The sequence below is a fragment of the Janthinobacterium sp. UMAB-60 genome, from assembly GCF_900095235.1.
Taxonomy (GTDB): Bacteria; Pseudomonadota; Gammaproteobacteria; order Burkholderiales; family Burkholderiaceae_D; genus Janthinobacterium.
The window spans coordinates 88,274-108,301 of sequence record NZ_LT607488.1 but is presented as its reverse complement, the minus strand read 5'-3'; the positions used below and the strand labels follow the sequence as shown (position 1 = coordinate 108,301).

Genomic DNA, 20,028 nt, shown 5'->3' with positions numbered 1-20,028 from the left:
CATGCGCACCGCCACCGTCCATGCACTGGGCCAGCCCATCGACCTGGCCATCGCCATGCAGGCGGCCGAATGGCTGAGCACCCTGATGAGCGGCGTCACCACGCCGGCGGAAAAGACAGCCTGGCAAGAGTGGCGCCAGGCACACCCCGACCATGAACGGGCGTGGAAACACATCGAAAGCGCCAGCGGCGGCTTGCGCGAACTCGATGCGCAGGCGTGCCGCACGGCGCTGGCACGGCGTCCTGCCTCGCCGATCTCGCGCCGCAACAGCCTGCAACTGCTGGCGTGGGTATCGAGCATCGGCCTCACGGGCTGGTTCGGCGCGCGCCCGGAATATGCGCCCGACATGGCCCGCGCCGCGCTGGCCGACCTGTCGACCGGCGTGGGCGAGCGCCGCGAGCTGAGCCTGCCCGACGGCAGCCGTTTGCACCTGAACAGCGGCAGCGCCGTGAACATCCGCTTCAGCGGCACGCAACGGCTGCTGCAACTGGTGCAAGGGGAGGCATTCATCGCCACCGCCCGCGAAACAGGCCGGCCCTACCGCCCCTTCCTCGTCGAAACCGCGCATGGCTACGCACAGGCGCTGGGCACGCGCTACTCGGTGCGCCAGGCCGAGGGCAGCACCGTGGTCGCCGTCGAGGAAGGCGCCGTGCGGCTGATGCCGCGCCATGGCGATGGCAACCGCGTGATCCATGCGGGCCAGGGCGGCGGCATGACGGCGCGACAGCTCTTGCCCGCGCACGCCGTCTCGCCCGACATCTGGGCCTGGCGCCAGGGCTTGCTGCTGGCCGACGCGATGCCGCTGCGCGACTTCCTGCATGAATTGAGCCGCTACCGCCACGGCTTGCTGGGCTGCGACGACGCCGTCGCCGGCCTGCGCATCTCCGGCGTCTTCCCGCTGGCCGACCTGGACGCCGTGCTGCTGTCGCTGCCCGACTCCCTGCCCGTCAACGTGCGCCTGCGCACGCGCTACTGGGTGCAGGTGGAAGCGCGCCGGCCGCATTAAACATTTATTGTGAGTCCACCGCAAAAAAACCTTACCCGATTTCGTTTCTCGCGTGACCTGTGTAGGCAACGTTCTTTTTGACGACTACACCACAAGGTAACCATGTCTCCTGCCATTCATTCCAAGCCGCGCATCAAGCGCATGGCGTACGCTATCCAACTCATCTGCATCGGTTCGGCCCTGTTGCTGAACGCCCAGGCGCCAGCCCTGGCCCAGGAAAGCGCGGCTGCTGCCGCGGCCACTCTCGACTTCCAGGTGCCGGCCGGCGACCTGGCGGCGGCGCTGCGCCAGGTCGCCAGCCAGTCCCGGGTCATCCTCAGCTTCACGCCGGAACAGACGCGCGGCAAGACCTCGGCGGGCCTCACGGGCCGCCACGAGGTGCTGGCGGCCCTGAACGGCGTGCTGCGCGGCACGGGCCTGAAGGCCGAGCGCAGCGCCAACGGCAGCTATGTGCTGCGCCCGGCCCAGGCGCAGGTGGAATCCGGCGCGGACGCCATCGCCATGATGCCGGAAGTGTCGGTCAAGGCGCAGCAGGATGCCACCGAAGGCACGGGCGCGTATGTCTCCGCACTGCCGGTTTCCACGGCCACGCCGCTGGGCCTGTCGATCAGGGAAACGCCGCAGTCGGTCAGCGTCATCACGCAGCAGCGCATGCAGGACCAGGGCCTGAACACCATCGCGCAGGTCATGGCGCAAACGCCGGGCATCACCCTGTTCTCGCTGGGCAGCGAACGCTCCGGCTTTACTTCGCGCGGCTATGCGATTACCAACTACCAGCTCGATGGCGTCAGCACGCATTCGGAAAACCTGGGCCTCAATGCGATACCGTCGCAAAGCCTGGCCGACATGGCGCTGTACGACCGCATCGAAGTGCTGCGCGGCGCCTCGGGCCTGATGACGGGCGCGGGCGATGCCTCGGGCGCCATCAACATGGTGCGCAAGAAGCCGACGGCGCAGTTCCAGGCCTCCGTCGAGGGCGAACTGGCTTCCCGCAATGAACGGCGCGGCGTGGCCGACGTCGCCGGCCCGCTGAACGAGGCGGGCAGCCTGCGCGGCCGCCTGGTGACTGTGTATGAAGAAACCGACGGCATCATCAAGGACTACAGCCACGACAAAAAAGTCGTGTATGGCGTGATCGAGGCGGACCTGTCACGCGACACGAAGCTGACGGCCGGCATCACGCACCAGCGCAAGCGCTCGAAAGGTTCGCTGTCCTACCTGGGCTTTCCCCTGTTCTACAGCAATGGCGCCATGACGGACCTGCCCCGCTCCTTCAGCCCGGCGGCCGCGTCGAATCGCTTCGGCAGCAATTCGACCGACCTTTTCGCCACCCTGGAACACGCGCTGGCAAACGACTGGAAACTGAAAATCTCGGCCAGCCGCGTGCAGTCGTCGCAGGAAGAGCGCTCCGTGTTCATCAACGTGAGTAGCGCCTTTCCCGATCAGGCCACGGGCGATGGCCTGCGCATGAGCGCCGACTACCGCGATTACCAGCTCCAGGTCAACAGCGTGGACGTCAACGTGCGCGGACCGTTCAACGCGTTCGGCCGCCAGCACGAACTGGTGCTGGGCATGGACTACAACGAATTTCAAAGCACGACGGATGGCCGCCGCGACACGCACATCCAGGGCCAGCCCGTCAACCTGTACCGCTGGAATCGCATGGCAACGCCCGTGTTTGGCGATACCTTCGTCACCTACGACAGCACGCGCCGCCAGGCCAGCGCCTACGCGGCCAGCCGCTTCAACCTCTCCGAGCGCCTGAAACTGATCGCCGGCGCCAAGGTGCTGCGCTACAGCGAGAATTACATCGCGGACGCGCCTGCCGCGCAATTTTTCAGCGCGTCGCCAGCCTCGGACAGCCGCGTCTTCACGCCGTACGGCGGCCTGGTGTACGACATCGACGCCACGCACAGCGCCTACGCCAGCTACTCCACCATCTACCAGCCGCAAGCCTCGCAAGACCGCTACGGCAAGCTGCTGGCGCCGCGCGAAGGCAAGACCTATGAGGCCGGCATCAAGAGCGGCTGGTTCGATGGCCGCCTGAACACGTCCGCCGCGCTGTATCTGATCCGCCAGAAAAACCTGGCTGAAACGGATCCGGGCCACACCCTGCCCGGCTCCAACGATCCGGCGTTCCGCACCATCAAGGGCGCCGATACCAAGGGCCTCGACCTGGAAGCGACGGGCGCCCTCACGCCAAGCTGGAATGTGTCGGCCTCGTGGTCGTACAGCCAGACGGAAAACAATGCCGGCAAGGCGATCCAGACCACCTTCCCGCGCCACCTGGTGAAGCTGTGGACCACTTATCGGCTGCCCGGCGAGCTGCATCGCCTGACGGTGGGCGGCGGCATGAACTGGCAAAGCCGCGTGTATTCCGACATCGAGGCGTGGCAGATCAAGAGTACCCTGCACTGGGAACAGAAGGCGTACTCGGTGGCCAGCCTGATGGCGCGCTACGACGTCAACGACAAGCTCTCTGCCACCGTCAACGTGGCCAACCTGTTCGACAAGCAGTACACGGCTTCCGTGTCGGACTGGTGGTACTCGGGCATGCATGGCCCGGCGCGCAAGGTGGCGTTGAGCGTGCGGTATCAATTCTAAAGCACCTCGTCATACACAACTCTGACGTTGCCCGGCGGTTGGCGATCTGGCGGCACCACGTAGGTCGGGTGCAGGCACATCCCGCGCTGGGCTGCATGGCTTAACGGCCCCAAGCCGAATGCCTGCTGACCGTTGAAATCCAGTTCGGTAGTATCTTGCAAGCACAATCCCTGGCTGGAGCGGACTTGTGTATATGCGGGCAAACGAACAGCTTATCTCCCTAACTTCGGACTCCCCCTCCGATGCCGGCGGCCATCGCGCGCCCAAACTTTCCCAACTATATTGAATATTCTTGACTGCAAGCCTGCAATCGCATCAAGACCCGCATGAATGCGTAGCAAGATAACAACAACACTGAGACTGTGACAATTGATGAGTCTTTTTTGAAAACATTAATGTAACTTTAGCTTCCAATATGCCCACACGATTATTTGATTATAAATATTTATACAACTTTTATGATTCTTTGGATTGCAAATGCCTTAGCCAATAATCCTCTCCCGCAGCCATCATGACTGCGCACCCGGAACCTGGGCGATTCTCCGTCGTGCCCATTGCCGAGCCGTCCACTCGCGCAATCGGGAATTCGGCCGCCTTCCAGAAAGTTCTGCAACTGATTGCCCGCATAGCCCCGACCGACCATACCCTGCTCATCACCGGCCCTACCGGAGCCGGCAAGGAAGTCGTTGCACAGCTGGTACATCAAAGCGGTCGCCACACCGGGGCGCGCTTTGTCGACGTCAATTGCGGCGCCATTCCCGAGCAATTGGTGGAATCCGAACTGTTCGGCTACACCCGCGGGGCATTTACCGGGGCCGCCGCGGACCGGCCCGGATACTTCGAAATGGCGGCGCAGGGCACCTTGTTTCTCGACGAAATAGGCGAATTCCCACTGGCGCTGCAGGCCAAGCTGTTGCGTGTGCTCGAAACGCGAACTTTCCGGCCTCTGGGCGCACAAGAACCGCGCCCGTTCACCGGCCGCATCGTGGCGGCCACGCACCGCAATCTTGAAGCCATGGTCAACAGTGGCCGGTTCCGGGAGGACCTGTACTATCGCCTGGCGGTGTTCACCATCGAAGTGCCCGGCCTGGATCAACGCAAGGAAGACATTCCGGCGCTGGTGCGCCATTTTGCGATACGCGAGCTGACACCGCCACGCTTCAGTGTCGAGGCACTGGAACGGCTGAAGCTGCGATCCTGGCCCGGCAACGTGCGCGAACTGCGCAATCTGGTCAGCCGCATCGCCGTGCTCAGCGACGAAAGCGAGATCAGCCTGGACATCCTCGAGGCGTTTCTCGGACCCGCCAATGCCCCGACATTGCCGCCCGAGGCATTGATCGACGCCGTCCTGTACCTGGCCGCACCAGACAAGATGGCGCTGCTTGAACGCTTGCTGATCGACCGCGCGCTTAGCCTGAGCGGCGGTAGCAAGACGGCCGCCGCCACCATGCTGGGCGTGAACCGCAAGGTCATCGAACGGCGCCTGCTGGCGCGCGACAGAAGCCGTACAGGTGTCGATGAATGCCTGCTGGCCGGCAGGCGCATGTTGGAGCGGGGCGAGTTCCGGGAGGCGACCGCCACGCTGCGCCGCGGCCTGACCTTGCTGGAAAGCGGCGGCGCGCCCGAGGCCAGCCGCAAGCTGCGGTTTGAACTGCACCGCATGCTGGCCGTGTCCTATCGCGGCATTTACGGCTGGCACAGCCCGCAGGCACAGGCCGAGCATGAGTCGGCGCTACGGGCCGGCCAGGGCGTGGTCGATTCGGTCGAGCTGAACTCGCTGATGTTCGGCATCTGGAGCGTGCAACTGATGATGATGCAGCTGTCCGCCGCGCGCGCCACCGCGCAGGACATGCTCAAACTGGCGCACACAACCGGGCATCCGGCAATTCATGCGGAGGCGCAATTTGCGCTGGCCAACACCCTGTTCTGGCTGGGCGACAGCGATGAAACCCTGGCCTGCCTGACGTTGAGCAAGCTGCTCGATGCCGAGCCTACCGAACGCCGCAGCGTACAGGGCATCGATCTGGTCGGCCTGGCCATGACCTTTGCCGGCCTTGCCGCCTTCCAGACCGGCGCGCTGGCGCGGGCCCAGCACATGCGCGAACAGCTGACCCTGCGCTGCACCCTATTTGAGTCCAGCCCGTTTGACCGGGCCATCGCATTGCAAGGCGCCGCGTGGCTGACCTGCCTGTTCGAAGACATGCCAGCGCTGGGTCCGCTGTCGAGCGAACTGGCGCGGCTGGCGCATCAGCACGAGTTCAGCTTCTACCGGGGCGTGGGCGAGATATTCTGCGGCTGCCACATGGCGGCGCTGGGCAATCCGTTGCAGGCCGAGCAGCACATGCGCGACGCCTATGCCTCCTGTTTCGTCGAACAGGGCGGCGCACTGTTTCACTCCTTCCAGGCCTGGAAACGGGCCGATGCGCTGCTGGCCGCGGGCCGTGCCGCCGACAGCGCCGCGCTGATCGAACAGGCGCTGGACATCGCCCAGTCCCACCACGAACGCGCTTATCTGAGCGAACTGATGTGTGTGGGCGGCCTGGCCAAGCACATGCTGGGCGATCTGGACAGCGCCGAAGACAGCTTGCGCAACGCGCTGTCGACCGCTCAGGCGCTGGGCTCGGTGCCGGGACGCATCCGCGCCGCGACCCATCTTGCTGAACTGCTGTTGCAGGACGGCCGCCGCGGCCAGGCCATCGCCGTGCTCGATAAAAACATTACCGATATACAAAGTGTCGTTCCGTACCCGGCGTTGACGCGCGCATTGCAGCTGATGGAGCAGCTCAAGCACCGGGATCTCTGTGTTTCACCTCTTGGGGAGGTCCAGCATGGCATTTGAATTGAAGCAATCCGATCTGGAAGCGCTGCTGCAAGGCGGCTGTTTTTTTGGCAGCGGCGGCGGCGGCACGCTGACGTCGGCGCGCCACCTGGCGCAGAACTTTGTGCCGGGACCATATTATCCGGAACAGCGCATCCGCGTGGTCACAGTGGAAGAGGCGACCGAAGGCGAGGCCGTGATGGTCGCTTACCTGGGCGCGCCGGTGGCCATCAACCAGGTCACCTATCCTGAAGGGCCGGTCAGGGCGGTGGAACAGATCAAGGCTCATCTGGAAAAGAACGGCCGCAAGCTCGCCTATATCGTGCCCCCCGAAAGCGGTGCGCTTGGTTTTACGGTGGCCTGTCTGGTGGCGGCCCACTTCGGCCTGGCCGTGATCGACGCTGACGGCGCCGGCCGCGCCGTGCCATCGCTGCCCATGCTGACGTTCGCGGCGGCTGGCATCAATCCGCGGCCGACCATGCTGGTCAGCCAGGACGGCTTGCAAGTGGAACTCGATGTCACGCCGCGCGGCAACGAAAATGGCTCCACCGGGCATCAGCAGGATGTCGCGGCCATCATTGAACAGATGCTGCGGCCGATTGTCTCCGTGCAGGAGTTCAAGCAGTTCGGCGGCCTGGCCATGTGGATCATGGGGCCGTCCGAGCTGGCGCAGGCGCTGCCGATACGCGGCACGCTGAGCCGTGCATTACAGTTGGGCCGCTTGCTGCGACAAGGCGAACTGGACAATGCCTCCGCGCTGGTCCGCTGCCTGCAAGAGAAGTTCGGCCTGGCCGCGCGCGTCGTGTTCGGGCCGGGACGCATCGTCTCCATCAAGGAGGAGACGGCCGGCGGCTTTGACGTGGGCAAGGTCAGCATTGATACCGACGGCGCGCAGTGCACGGTGGTGTATCAGAACGAATCGCTGCTGGCCTGGGACAGCAGCAAAGGCCTGCCGATCGGCATGGCGCCGGACAGCCTGGCCTATTTTGCCGATGGCGCGGGACAGCAGGTGTTTACCAACGGCGATCTGTTGCAGGCTGACGGCACGCTCAATCCGCAGCTCGAGGGGCGTCCGCTCAGCGTAATCGGCATTGCGGCGGCGGCGCCCTTGCGCGAACCTGGCGGCCTGATCCTGGACAGCTTCATGGCGCAAGTGGCGCAGCTCGGTTATCTGGGGCCGTATCTGCCGCTGGCTGAAGAAGGGAGCGCGCAATGAGCAAGCGCTTACGCATCTGTATCCTGGCGCCGGTCAATACCAGTCTGTACAACGATCTGTTGCTGCAGGCGGTGGAGCCTGTCATACCGCCCGATGTGACGGTCTCGGTACGCAACCTGACAGCCGGGCATGACTGCATTCAGAGCCGCATCGATTTGCTGCACAATGGCTATCCGGTCGTCGAGGCAGCCATCCAGATCGAAAACGACGGCTACGACGGCATCTGGCTCAGCGACTTTGACATGTGCGGCGTGGAGGCGGCGCGCGAAGCCATCAACATCCCCATCATCGGCGGGTTTCCCACCTCGGCTTTTACCGCGCTGGCGCTGAGCGAGCGCTTTTCCATCATCACCATCCTGCCGAGCACGCTGGCGATGCAGCGCGGCCACGTGCCGACCTACGGCCTGAACGATTCGTTCGCCTCCATCCATTCGATTGACGTCAAGGTCGCCGAACTGCATGACCTGGACGTGGTGGTCGAGCGGACGCTGGAAGCGGCGATCAAGGCGGTGCAGCAGGACGGCGCCCAGTCCATCCTGCTTGGCTGCACCGGTTTTGTTGGCGTGGCTGCCCAGGTCACGGCCCGGCTGCAGGCGGCGCTGGGTTTTTACGTACCGGTGATCGACCCGAATCAGGCCGGCTTCAGCTTCCTGGTATCGCTGGTGCGCATGGGAATTCGTCCAAGCCGCGCCTGTTATAGCAAGTACGGTAGCTAAGTAATCCTCAGGAAATTATTGTGAATTTATGACGAACAGAACCGGATGCTGTGCAAGGCGCCTGCAGCGACGCAGTGCGAGCACTGCTAGCTGCGGGCAACACCGCACAGCGCCGGTTATGGAAGTCAGAAATCACAATAATTTATTGGGGGTTACTTAGCCTCCCGGATTCGTCCACCATTGCGCGCCGCAATGGACGAATCCGTCCACGCGTTTTCCGCCCCGCCTGCGCTCCCCCTCTGAACGGCATGCCAGTCTGGCCTGGCACGCCGCTTGCTGTAGATGTCCTTGTCTCCGCCCCATCGTCGCGGAGGCCTTGGCCCATCTGACAGCGAGGTTATCCTGGAAAGCACACGACACAACGATACGACCGCATCCATCGTCACGCTATGGGCCGAGATCAATCCCGTTGCCGGCTACCTGTGCGGCCGGCAGCCTGTACTGTCGACGCTGTTCAAACCGACCGTGCACAACGTCAAGGAGATGCGCTACCGTATCCATGCGCTGCGTCAGCAATTGCCGCAGGTGGCCGACTCCCGGCTGCGCGCTACCGCCGACGCCTTGCTCAGCGCGCTCCAATCGCAACTGGCCTTACCGCATCCCAGCGGCGCCGGACCGTCCGCCGCCGCCATGGGTGGCGTGCGCGCCGCCGCCGACGGCCTGAACCGCGTGTTCCTCGCCGATGACCGGCAGGCGTGCTGCATGGATGCGTATCTGGATGCGGCGCACGACCTCGTCAATTTTGAAACGCTGCGCTGGTGGGGGCACGATTTTTCCCTGCTGACGCGGCGCGAATGCCTGGACGCCGCGATCCAGCTGCGTGGCGCGTTACTGTTGTTGCAACAGTCATGGCCTGAGTTCGGCGGCAAGGTCAACGCCATCCTCGCCGCGCTGCGCGAGTACCGGATGCTGTTCGAGATCGAGGGCCTCGCTTCCGGCGCCTTCGCCGAATACTGGCCGCTGTTGCGGACCGGTGACGCCATCGCCGGACCGCAGCGCACGCCCGGTTTTCCGGACTGCCTGCAATCTCGCTACCAGATACAGGAAAGCCCGCAACAAATCGCCGCGCTGGCGCAAGCCTGGCTGGAGCGGGAGGTTCCGCTGGCGCGGAAGGTCGCCCGGCAAATCGCCGCCCTGCCCTTCGCCAGCGGCGCCGATGACCTGCAAGCGGTGTGGCTGCGCGTCTGCATCCATTACGAAGTCGATTGCGGCGACTGGGCGGCGCGCGTGGCGCGCGCTTGCGAAGACTATGGCGCGTGCTACCTGCTGGCGCGTGATCCTGATGCCGGCGCGCGGTGCGGCGGCCGGCGCTGCCCGGCGGCGCAACAGCGCCTGTCCCTGCTCAGCATGATCAACGCGTGGGCCGGCGCGGCGGCACGCGGCCGGCCGGCCCCGGCGCCAGACGACGATGCCGCGTCGCCACTGGCCGGCCTGGACACGGCGCTGGCCGAACCCCTTTGCGAAGGCATGGCCTTCTGCCTGGAGTTCGACTACTGGGACGCCGCCCGCACGCTGCTGGCCGTGGCCGCGCCCACCCCGGTGCAATCGGCCTACCTGGCCCTGTATGGCGCCACGCCGGAAGCCCAGGCCGAGGGCGTGCTGTGCGCTCAGCTGGAGACCTACATCCGGCGCCTGCTGCGCTATGTGCGCGCGCTGGGCGACGCCCGCATCCACGACGGCGAAACGACCTACACCGATTTCATCGCCTGGGCTGCCGGCGTTACCGGCCTGTCCATGGAAACGCTGCACGCCGAATGCTTCGGCCTGATGGCCGCGCCCGGCTGGGCCGCCTGCCAGGCAGTCGGCCCAGCCGCGTATACCTTGTCGCGCCAGCACAGCGCGGTGCGCGGCGTCAGTCCGCGCGCCTTCCACAGCGCCGCCGCGCGTCAGCGCGCCCATGCCTGGCCGATCGGCAAATCCTTGCTGGCGCAAGGCACCGTTTGACACCGGTGCCGGCGCCAATTTCCGCCGACGGACGGAAATTCCATATTGAGCATCCCGGCGACGGCCGGGACTTGGAGAACGTCATGCCAGCAGCAGAAGCGCAGTCCCAGGAGTTGAAAAAACAGTACCGGAAACAGTTATTCGAAGCCATGGACAAACACATCCAGCAGCAGGAGCAGGCCCATGCGGGTGCGCACAAGCATCTGCTGGCCGCCGCCCGGGCCTCGCGGCCAGCAAGCGAGCTGCGTGTCGGCATCGTCGGCGGCGGCCAGGCCGGCATGTACGCCGCGTTGTTGCTGGAAGAACTAGGCATCGGCTACCGCATCTTTGAAGCGTCCGGCGAACGCATGGGCGGCCGGGTAAAAACCCATTACTTCAACGACAAGCCGCACCAGTACGCCGAGCTGGGCGCGATGCGTTTCCCGCACACCTGGATGCAGAGCCGCCTGTTCAATTTCTGGGACTACCTCAACGCGACCGCCGACAGCGTGCCGGGCGGCGCGCCGATCGAGCGCATTCCCTATGTGCTCTTCGACCAAAACCAGGCGCAGGATGCCGGCAACCTGATGTGCTTCAACGGCCGTCCGCCGGTGACGCGCAACGCGGTCGCCAAGGACAATACGCTGCTCGGCTTTGACGCCGCCTTCGACAGCGGCGAGTTCGCTTACTTCAAGGATAAGCAGGGCCGCTTGAAACCCGCGCAAGCGCTGCTGACGGCCGCGCTGGCGCCTTTCATGGAGCTGCTTGACGACGGCCAGATCGATGCGGCCTGGGAACGCATGCTGCGTTTCGATACCTATTCGGGGCGCAGCTATCTGCAAGAGATAGGCGATGGCCAGCGGCCGTATCCGGCAGCCATCGTCGATTACATGGAAACCGTGCTCAGCTACACCGGCGTGTATGACCTGGCGTTCACAGAAATGCTGCTCGATAATTTCTCGTTTGAAGAGAAAAACTGGTCGGCCATGGACGGCGGCACCGACCGCGTCACGCAGGAGATGGTCAAACGCATCCCGGCCGAACGCGTGCAGATGGGCGCCAAGGTATTCCGCCTGGAAGAGCGCGACGGCAAGCCGGTGCTGCATTACCGCCATGGCGACGGCGCGCTGGCACAGGAAGCCGAGTTCGATCACGTCATCATGACGTTGCCATTCAGCGCGCTGCGCTTCATCGACACGCCGGCCAACTGGCCAGCCAGCAAGTACGACGCCATCCGCACGCTCAAAATGACCAATGCAGTCAAGGTCGCGCTCGGTTTCAAGAGCCGCTTTTGGGAAAGCACAGGCCCCTACAGCACGCACATGGCGGGCGGCCAGAGCAATACCGACCTGCCGGTGCGCAGCGTGGTCTACCCGTCGTTCGGCATCGGCGAACCTGGCCCGGCCTACCTGCTGGCCAGCTATTGCTGGCAGAACGACGCCGACAAGTTTTCCCACCTCTCGGAACAAGAGATGTTCGATACCTGCCTGCGCCATCTGGTCACGCTGCACGGCGAAGTGGCGCGCGAGCAGTATCTGGGCCATGGCGCGGCGGTGACCTGGAACCAGGAACCGCTGGCCGGCGGCGGCTTTGAATTCTTCGCGCCGGGCCAGTTCACGCGCAAGTTCCTGGCCGCGCGCCAGCCGGTGGGCAACGTCCACTTCGCCGGCGAGCATCTGGACATGGTGCATTACTGGATCGCCGGCGCCTACGATTCGGCCTTCCGCAGCGTATGGGAACTGACGCTCCAGGAAGGCTTGCTGAACCGCCAGCTGATGCACCGCTTGCGCGATGCGCTGGGCGGCGGGCTGGTCTTGCCGACCATGATTCCGTATTTCGGCGACGAGGGCATCGCCGCCTTGGCACGCGAGGTATTTTCCGACCAGGCAGCGGCCTGAACCCAACTGATTTTTCAGCCTTTTTCCAGGAGCATGCAATGAGCGACAACAAATCCTACGCCGGTTCCGGTGCCTACACCGCCGGCCTGCGCGCACCGCTGCGCAGCTTGTACCAGAGCGCGAGCGCGCCCGAGGCGAACGCGCGCGCCAGCGACGTGATAGCGCCACAATTTGTCTACAGCGGGCTGACCCCGGACGATCTCAACTACGATAGCAGCGAGTATCCGCAGAGCGGCACCTTCGGCGGCGTGCTGCCGCCGTGGCTAGACGACATCAACACGGTGCCGCAGAACTGGCAGGCCACGGCCGCCGACAAACAGGACTCCCTCGACCGTCAGACGCAAGTGTCCGCGGCGATGAGCTACATCGCCAACCATGTGCCGGGCCAGCAGTACAACGGCACGACCACCGCCCAGATCATCGAGCAGTATTTTACCCAGGGCATGTGGGATCCGAGCCTCTTCTCCCAACAGCAGGTGGCTGCGCTGAGCGGCAACTGGGTCGCCGACGACGGCGAACTGGCGCGCCAGCGCCTCGGTAGCGCCAACCCCAACGTGATCAAGCTGGCCGACGCCGCCAGCTACGACATCGCCGCCTGGACAGGCGCGGCCAGCAACGGCGCGCAACTGTCCGCCCTGCAAGCGACCCTGAGCGCCGCCCAGAACGCCGGCGCATTGTTCGTCTGCGACTACCGGCCGGTGCTGGGCGCCGCCGTCACCGGCCAGTTGGTGCGCAAGGGCAGCCACCTGGCCGCGCCGCTGTGCTTCTTCACCATCGACGCCAGCGGCGCCGCACTCACGCCGCAGGCGATACAGATCAGCGCCACCGACAGCGGCGCCTACATCTTCACGCCGACCGACGCGGCCGACCCGCAGCGCGACGCCTGGCTGCTGGCCAAACTCTGGGTAGCCTCATCCGACCAGCAATGGTGGTTCAGCGGCTCCCACCTGTTCAACACCCACACCATCGACATGCTGTTCGGCACGGCAGCGCTGAACCAGATCCTGACCGGCGTGCTGCCGGCCAACCATGCGCTGGTAATCCTGGCCAAGCCCTATCTGCAAAAATCGTTCAACATCAACAGCGGCGTAATCGGCATGAAGGCCGATATCAGCGACACGCCCATTTATCAGAAAGGCAGTTTTTGCGACAATGTGCTGCCGACCGGGCGCGTCGGCCTGTATTCCGTCATCAGCAGCCTGTACCAGAACTACCGCTTTGACGATAACGCCTTTCCGGCGCAAATCAGCAAGCGCGGCCTGAACAGCGGTCCGATCACCAAGGTGGTGTTTCCATATCGCGATGACGGCCAGCGATGGTGGACGGCGGTCAACAACTTCGTCAGTGGCATCGTCAACGCCACCTACGCCAACGACGCCGCCGTGGCCGCCGACGCCGGCCTGAACGGCTGGATGAACGCGGTGCAAGCGGCCTTCAACCACGATGGCGCCACGCGCTTTACCTGGACGCCCAGCGTGGCCTGCCTGAACAGCGTGTTCAGCAACCTGCTGTTCACCTGCTCGGTGCAGCACACCGCCGTCAACAACACCATGTTCAACGCCTGGGGCTTCATCCCGAATGGCGCCTTCGCCATGCAGGCGCCGCCGCCGGCCAACGCCGCCGCCGTCTCGCGCCAGACGGTGCTCGCTTCGCTGCCGAATCCGGCACAAGTCGTCAGCGACAAGAACAACACCATTCAACCGCAGATTTCATTCGTGATGTCGGGCACCAGCGTGGTCAGCGAAACCCTGGGCGTCACTCCCGCCAGCGGGGCCGACATGCAGCAGATTTATCCCTACGCGGCCGGCTCGCCGCAACAGGCGGCCGTCGGCGCTTTCTGGAACGAGATCTGGCAAGGCCCGGCGTCGGTGACGTCGGTGATCGGCGCCAACCAGCAAGCCCGCGTAGCCTCCTGGCGCGGCGCCACGCCGGTGCCGAACAGCCTGGCGTATTACTACCTCAGCGCCAACCTGGTTGCGTGGCAAGCGCCACAGCATCTGAACGCGGCGACCACCAACGCCATCCAGATCTGAGCGGCCAACACGCCCGGCCGAATCCTGTTTGATCATCAAGGAAATCCCATGCCTAACAATTATTTATTGACTCAGCAACAATACCGGCGTCAGTTCGGCGCTCCGCAAGCGCTGCCTGAGGCCGCGCCAGTGGCCAATGCCAGCGCCAGCGCCAGCTTGCTGCAAGCGCCGGCGGCGGCACCCGGCGAGGAGGTCGACACCGTCGCCACCTATCTGAACAAGCGGCTGGCCGAGATCGGCGTGCGCCACGTCATGGCCATTCCCGGCGACTACATCAGCGAATGGGTGGAGACGCTCGACGGGCCTGACAACGCCGGCCTGGTGCGCGTCCACCCGAACAACGAGATGTGCGCCACCTACGCCGCCGACGGCTGCGGCCGCGCCGTTCCCGGCTCTGTCGGTTGCGTGGCCACCACCTATGGCGTCGGCGCACTGAACGCGGTGCAGGCGGTAGCCGGCGCCTTCGTTGAAAACGTGCCCATGGTGCTGATTAACGGTTCGCCGTCGGCGGCCCAGTTCAATTCGCAACGCGACCAGGGCGTGCTGTGGCACCACATGTTCGACGGTGCGTATACCGACCTGCGCGTGCTGCGCGAAGTCACGCGCATGGCGGTGCGCATCGACAATCCGGCGTATGCCGCCGACCTGATCGACGCCGCCCTGACCGCCTGCATCACCGATTCCAAGCCGGTGTACATTGAAATTGCCAACCAGATGGAGGCGTACAAATTAAGCAACGTCGGTTCGCGCCCGCCGCTGCTCAAATCGCCCGTGCCGCAAACGCCGATTTCGCTGGGCGAGGCGGTGGCGGCGACGCTGCCGCTGCTGCTGCAGGCAAAAAAGCTGGTGGTATTGGGCGGCGTGGAATTGGCGCGTTTCGGCTTGCAGGATGCGTTCGCCAATCTGCTCAGGACGCTGAAGGCGCCGTATCTGTCCAGCCTGCTCGGCAAGAGCGTCCTCAGCGAATATGACGCGCCGTATTTTGCCGGCACCTACAATGGCAAGAACTCGCAGCAGAACGTGCAGGATCTGGTGCGCTCCGCCGACCTGATCCTCAGCCTGGGCGTGCAAGAGACCGACTTCAACTTCTCCGGCCTGGCCAGGACCGATTACAACCCGGACCTGCCGCCACCGCTGCCGATGAGCGCGGCCATCGAAGTGCGCATGGGCGCGGCGCGCCTGAACGGCGGCGTGGCGGGCGGCCTGTATTGGGGCGACGTTGCCCTTGGCAGTTTCATCAGCACCCTCAACGAGGTGATCAGCCGGCCGAATGGCACCGTCATGGCGGTGCTGGTGCAGAACTATCCGTCGCTGGCGCCGGTCCAGCAGGCGCTGCTCAACGCCGACGGCAAATTGCCGGCGGCGCCCTTCCCCGCCATCGTCGGCCCGGTGTGGGACATTCCACTGCCATCCACCTTTGCCAGCGATGCGCAGATCACCTGGGACAGTTTCAAGTCACTGCTGCACCACGATTATCTGGACACCTTCGGCAACGACGAAAACGGCGACGCGCCGGTAGTGCTGGCCGACACCGGCCTGACGTTCTACAACCTGAACAATATCAAGTCGCCGCAAAACGGCTATATCGCCCAGCTGGCATGGGGCGCGATTGGCTACTCGCCAGCGGCCAGCTGCGGCGTCAAGCTGGCGCTGCAAGCGGCCGGCAGCAAGCGCCGCGTGGTCTCCGTTTCCGGCGACGGCGCTTTTGCCGAAAGCTGCAACGCCATCGGCACGTTGGCCGAACTGGGCCTGGACAACGTGGTGTTCGTCATGGCCAACGGCGTGTTTGCCATCGAGCAATTCCTGATCAACGCCAACGCCTTCGCGCCCGGCTCGACCAGTAAATTCGCGGCGCTGTGCCGGGTGCCGCAAACGGCTTTGTGGGACTGGACCGCGCTGGCGCGCGGTTTCGGTGGCGTGGGCTACGAGGCAAGCACCAATGCGGAACTGGCGGCCGTCCTCGAAAAAATCAAGGCCGGCTCGCCACCGGGGCCGCAGCCGCATGGGCCGGGCATCAGCGGCGGCAGCGGCGGCTGCACCTTTGGCGGTGGCGCGCCGCTGGCGCCGCACTCCACCTTCACGCTGGTGGCGGTGCGCAACGTCTGCAAGGACTTGCCAAGCAACACGCGCTGGAAGCTGGACGGCACGCCGCCCGCCGCCAATCACGCCATCGTCTGATTTTTGAAAGGCACTTTCCATGAGCACAAACATCCAGGACTTGCTGGGCGAGCAGGATGATCCTGTCATCGCCGAGTACTTGTCCATTATTAAAAACGGTCTGCCGAAAACCACGCGGCCGCAGAAAATCGCCATCGTCGGCGCCGGCATGGCCGGCCTGGTGTCGGCGCAGCTGCTGGCCGAAGCCGGCCATGAGGTAAGCCTGTTCGAGGCCGGCAGCCGCATCGGCGGGCGCGTCCACACGCTGCGCGGCGAACGTTACTTCGGCCGCGCTGATCTGTACGGCGAAGCCGGCGCGATGCGGCTGCCGCTGCAGATTCACCACCTGCTGCGCACCTATATCTGCAAGTACTCGGTGCCGACCAACTTCTTTTACCAGGTCGACGTCAAGCGCGACACCATCAAGGCGCAAGATCAGCTGGCGGTGCTGTCCGGCGCCGTGGCCGCCGCGCCGGCTCTCAAGGCGTATCAATCCTGGACCTACGTCAACGGCATCAAACTGCGCACCGGCGACTATCTGAAGCATGAATATCCGGGCAAGGCGCTCGGTTATGACCTGAGCAATCTGCCGCAGGCACAGCAGCGCATGAACGGGCCGACGCTACTGGCCAGCGTGACCGACTTCGTCAAGGACTTCGTCAATGCCGCGCCGCGCGAGAACTGGCCGGAAGCGATCGCGCGCTACGACAGCTATTCGATCAACGGCTTCCTGCGCCAGTTCTCGCTGCTGTCGGCTGAAGGCGTGGAATTCGTCGAGGTGATGCAAAACCTGGAGAGCCGGCGCGCGCTGTCGTTCGTGCAGAACCTGATCGAAATGTCGCTGATTAACTCCGACAATATGTATTGGGAAATCACCGGCGGCAGCGACAATCTGGTGCGCGCGTGGCTCGCGCCGCTCAAGGCCGCCGGCGTGCGCGTGTGCTTCAATCAATGGCTGCAAAGCGTGGAATGGTCCGACAAGGGCGATCGCGCGCAGCTCAACTTTCAACCTTACGACGCCACATGGGACGGCGTCGTCAGCCTGGGCGCGGAGCTGGCGGAGCACAGCCACCCTTCGCGCGTCAGCGCCGACCACGTGATCTTGACCGTGCCCACGCCCTGCCTGCGCACGGTCGATTTCAGCCCCATGCTGCCGCACGCCAAGCGCAAGATGATACGCCAGCTGTACTACGATTCCGCCTGCAAGGTTCTGATGAGCTTTGACGAACGTTTCTGGGAAACCCGCGACAACATCTGGGGCGGCGGCTCGTTGACGGACCTGGCCAACCGCACCATCTACTACCCCAGCCACGGCTTCGGCGAGTCCAGCGGCGTGCTGTTGGCCAGCTATACCTGGGAGACCGAGGCGCATGGCTGGGGTTCGCTCAACAACGAGCAGCGCATCCAGTTCGCGCTGGACGGCGTAGCCCAGGTGCACGGCGACTACGTGCGCAAGCATTTCATCGCCGGCCACTCGGTCAACTGGGATGACAGTCCGCTGGCGATGGGCGAGGCGGCGATGTTTGCGCCGGGCCAGCTCAGCGAGCTGCAAGCGGACGTCGCGCCGCCGGTCGGCAATCTGCACTTCGCCGGCGACTGGACCACGCTGCGCCACGCGTGGATCGAGGGCGCGATCGAATCGGGAATTCGCGCGTCGCTGGAGATCGAGCCGACAGTCGCTGCCAAGGCCGATGCGGCGATGTACGCGCCGATACCGCCGACCATTCTCTGAATCCATTCAGGAGTCCACCATGACCACAACTTCCAACGTGCACTACCAGGTGTCCGTCGATCCGCAACGGCATGAACTGACTGTCTGCATGCGCCTGACGGGCGACCTTGCGCGCGGCCCGATCCGCCTGGAGACGCCCACCTGGGTGCCGGGCGACTACAGTTTTGCGCCGCTGGCGCGGGAGCTTTTCGAGCTGCAGGCCCACGACAGCCACAGCGGCGCGCCCCTGCCGCTGTGGCGCGATGGCTGGCAAGCCTTCGTTGTCGACGGCGGCGCGGGCGACGTCACCGTCCGCTACCGCGCCTCGGCCTATGCGGCTGAATTCGGTGAACAGGCCGGCATCGTCGACAGCGAGTACGCTGTGCTGCTGGGCACGCGCTATCTGCACAGCCCGGATCATGCGGGCCCCTGCTCCGTCAGTTATGAGCTGCCGGAAGCGTGGCGCGCCAGCATCCACCATCCGTCCGGGGCCACGCCGCTGGGCGCCAACGGGTGGCGCTATCCCAGCTACGAGATCCTGCTCGATACGCCGGTCGTCATGGGCGGTTACCGCTTGCTCGAGCGTACGGTCCAGGGCACGCCGTTTTACTTTGCCTTTGTTGACAGCGGCGTGGGTTTCGACGAGGGTGTGGAGGCGTTCGTCGACCAGGTGGCGCAGGTGGCGGCGGGCTTTGGACGCATGTTCGGCACCTTCCCTTTCGAGGATTACACCTTCGTGCTGAGCCTGAACCCGGCCGCCGAATGGGGGCTGGAGCATCTGACCAGCACCATGTGCGGACTGAGCCAAGACGTCTTCGTCGATCCCGCACAGAACGCCATCGGCGTGCGCGTGTGCGCCCACGAACTGTTCCATGCCTGGAACGTGCGGCGCCTGCGGCCCGCGCCACTGCTGCAATTGCAGCATGCGCTGACCTGCGGCAGCTTCAGCGAAGGACTGTGGATGGCCGAGGGATTCACGCGCTACTACGAATTTCTGTCTTGTACCCGGGCCGGCATCTACAGTCCCGGACAATTCTTCAGCAGCGTGGTTGGCTATCTGGAACACCTGCGGGCGGTGCCCGCCTACGAGCGCGTCAGCGCGGCCGATTCTTCGCTGGCGACTTACCTGAATCACCCCAAGTACCCCGGCCGGCCGGCCAGCAGCATCGACTATTACGACAAGGGTATGCTGATCGCCTTCGATGTCGATGCCACGCTGCGCTTGGGCTCGAACACACAGACGCTGGACCGCAGCTTCCGCGGCTTCTTCGAGGAATATCTCAGCGGCGGCCGCGATCATGAGGGCTACACCAACGATGATGTGATCACCTACTTCGATAGCCAGCGCGCAGGACTGGGGGCACAGATCGGCGCGGCGGTACGCCATCCGGGCGGGCTGGGCACGGAGGCGCTGCTTGGCGAACTGGGCTTTGCCGTGCAGCACAGTACCGTGCTACAGCTGGGCATCATGTTCCTGAACCAGGGCGCACCGGCCATCTATAACGTGCTCGACAACACGCCGGCCGGAAATAGCGGGCTGGCGCCGGACGACGTTATTACAGGTATCAATGGCTATCCGTACACACCGGCAGCGCTGGCCTGGGCCTCCGCCAAGACGGCGCCAGTGGCGCTGGAGGTGCTGCGCGGCCACCGGCGGCTTATTTTTTCGGTGACGCCTGCGCCTCAGAGCAAGATCAGCGCCTTGATCTGGGCAGGCAACGAGACGCAAGCCGCGCGCCTGGCCACCTGGCTGGAAAACGATTTCGCCCCACTGCCCGGCGAACGCTTCGCCACCGAGTTCTATGAGAACTTCCACGGCATTGAAACGGTAGTGTAAGCGCACGGCCGCCTTGCCGACGTCGCTTTTTCCGACGCCAGCAAAGCGGCCTCCAGTGAAAGTCCTTTGATCCTCATTGGCCTCGCATGTCTGTTGCCGCCCGCCTGCA

The 20,028-nt window shown here is 64.5% G+C and carries 11 protein-coding genes and 1 pseudogene; 11 read left to right on the top strand and 1 reads right to left on the bottom strand.

The genetic code is table 11. The annotated features are described in order from the left end of the window. Position 1: 1 nt before the first annotated feature. Positions 2-1,006, top strand: a complete 1,005-nt coding sequence (locus K0F86_RS13155) for a FecR domain-containing protein (protein ID WP_219134797.1) — start codon at positions 2-4, stop codon at positions 1,004-1,006. Between the two features lie 102 nt (positions 1,007-1,108). After that, positions 1,109-3,610 carry a TonB-dependent receptor gene (locus K0F86_RS13150; RefSeq protein WP_219134796.1) on the top strand — a complete coding sequence of 834 codons (2,502 nt, stop codon included), beginning with the start codon at positions 1,109-1,111 and terminating at the stop codon, positions 3,608-3,610. Positions 3,611-3,639: 29 nt separating this feature from the next. Here the strand turns inward: K0F86_RS13150 and K0F86_RS27525 are convergent. Then, a pseudogene (locus tag K0F86_RS27525) lies at positions 3,640-3,777 on the bottom strand (IS4 family transposase); the annotation flags it as partial. Positions 3,778-4,121: 344 nt separating this feature from the next. Between K0F86_RS27525 and K0F86_RS13145 the strand changes: the two are divergent. The 9 genes from K0F86_RS13145 (at position 4,122) to K0F86_RS13105 (ending at position 19,919) form a co-directional block, all read left to right on the top strand. Then, positions 4,122-6,449 carry a sigma-54 dependent transcriptional regulator gene (locus K0F86_RS13145; protein ID WP_219134795.1) on the top strand — a complete coding sequence of 776 codons (2,328 nt, stop codon included), beginning with the start codon at positions 4,122-4,124 and terminating at the stop codon, positions 6,447-6,449. After that, entirely contained in the window at positions 6,439-7,644 is a 1,206-nt protein-coding gene (locus K0F86_RS13140; RefSeq protein ID WP_219134794.1) for a DUF917 domain-containing protein, read from the top strand. The genes K0F86_RS13145 and K0F86_RS13140 overlap by 11 nt, the downstream gene beginning before the upstream one ends. After that, complete coding sequence (locus K0F86_RS13135) at positions 7,641-8,360, top strand: aspartate/glutamate racemase family protein (RefSeq protein WP_219134793.1); 720 nt, start codon at positions 7,641-7,643, stop codon at positions 8,358-8,360. The genes K0F86_RS13140 and K0F86_RS13135 overlap by 4 nt, the downstream gene beginning before the upstream one ends. A 288-nt stretch (positions 8,361-8,648) precedes the next feature. Continuing rightward, a complete protein-coding gene (locus tag K0F86_RS13130; protein ID WP_219134792.1) occupies positions 8,649-10,304 on the top strand; it encodes a hypothetical protein in 1,656 nt (551 codons plus the stop codon). 83 nt (positions 10,305-10,387) lie between these two features. Then, complete coding sequence (locus K0F86_RS13125) at positions 10,388-12,181, top strand: NAD(P)/FAD-dependent oxidoreductase (protein WP_219134791.1); 1,794 nt, start codon at positions 10,388-10,390, stop codon at positions 12,179-12,181. Positions 12,182-12,219: 38 nt separating this feature from the next. Further along, a complete protein-coding gene (locus K0F86_RS13120; protein ID WP_219134790.1) occupies positions 12,220-14,214 on the top strand; it encodes a lipoxygenase family protein in 1,995 nt (664 codons plus the stop codon). A gap of 48 nt (positions 14,215-14,262) precedes the next feature. Then, complete coding sequence (locus K0F86_RS13115; RefSeq protein WP_219134789.1) at positions 14,263-16,392, top strand: thiamine pyrophosphate-binding protein; 2,130 nt, start codon at positions 14,263-14,265, stop codon at positions 16,390-16,392. A gap of 19 nt (positions 16,393-16,411) precedes the next feature. After that, positions 16,412-18,103 carry an FAD-dependent oxidoreductase gene (locus K0F86_RS13110; protein WP_219134788.1) on the top strand — a complete coding sequence of 564 codons (1,692 nt, stop codon included), beginning with the start codon at positions 16,412-16,414 and terminating at the stop codon, positions 18,101-18,103. A gap of 19 nt (positions 18,104-18,122) precedes the next feature. Continuing rightward, on the top strand, positions 18,123-19,919 hold the full coding sequence (locus K0F86_RS13105; protein ID WP_219134787.1) for a hypothetical protein: 1,797 nt from the start codon (positions 18,123-18,125) through the stop codon (positions 19,917-19,919). The last annotated feature ends 109 nt before the right edge of the window (positions 19,920-20,028 follow it).

Excerpts from the sequence above, each read along its gene's own strand:
- K0F86_RS13155 (WP_219134797.1), top strand. The coding sequence starts at position 2 with ATGCGCACCGCCACCGTCCATGCACTGGGCCAGCCCATCGACCTGGCC.
- K0F86_RS13150 (WP_219134796.1), top strand. The coding sequence starts at position 1,109 with ATGTCTCCTGCCATTCATTCCAAGCCGCGCATCAAGCGCATGGCGTAC.
- K0F86_RS13145 (WP_219134795.1), top strand. The coding sequence starts at position 4,122 with ATGACTGCGCACCCGGAACCTGGGCGATTCTCCGTCGTGCCCATTGCC.
- K0F86_RS13140 (WP_219134794.1), top strand. The coding sequence starts at position 6,439 with ATGGCATTTGAATTGAAGCAATCCGATCTGGAAGCGCTGCTGCAAGGC.
- K0F86_RS13135 (WP_219134793.1), top strand. The coding sequence starts at position 7,641 with ATGAGCAAGCGCTTACGCATCTGTATCCTGGCGCCGGTCAATACCAGT.
- K0F86_RS13125 (WP_219134791.1), top strand. The coding sequence starts at position 10,388 with ATGCCAGCAGCAGAAGCGCAGTCCCAGGAGTTGAAAAAACAGTACCGG.
- K0F86_RS13120 (WP_219134790.1), top strand. The coding sequence starts at position 12,220 with ATGAGCGACAACAAATCCTACGCCGGTTCCGGTGCCTACACCGCCGGC.
- K0F86_RS13115 (WP_219134789.1), top strand. The coding sequence starts at position 14,263 with ATGCCTAACAATTATTTATTGACTCAGCAACAATACCGGCGTCAGTTC.
- K0F86_RS13110 (WP_219134788.1), top strand. The coding sequence starts at position 16,412 with ATGAGCACAAACATCCAGGACTTGCTGGGCGAGCAGGATGATCCTGTC.
- K0F86_RS13105 (WP_219134787.1), top strand. The coding sequence starts at position 18,123 with ATGACCACAACTTCCAACGTGCACTACCAGGTGTCCGTCGATCCGCAA.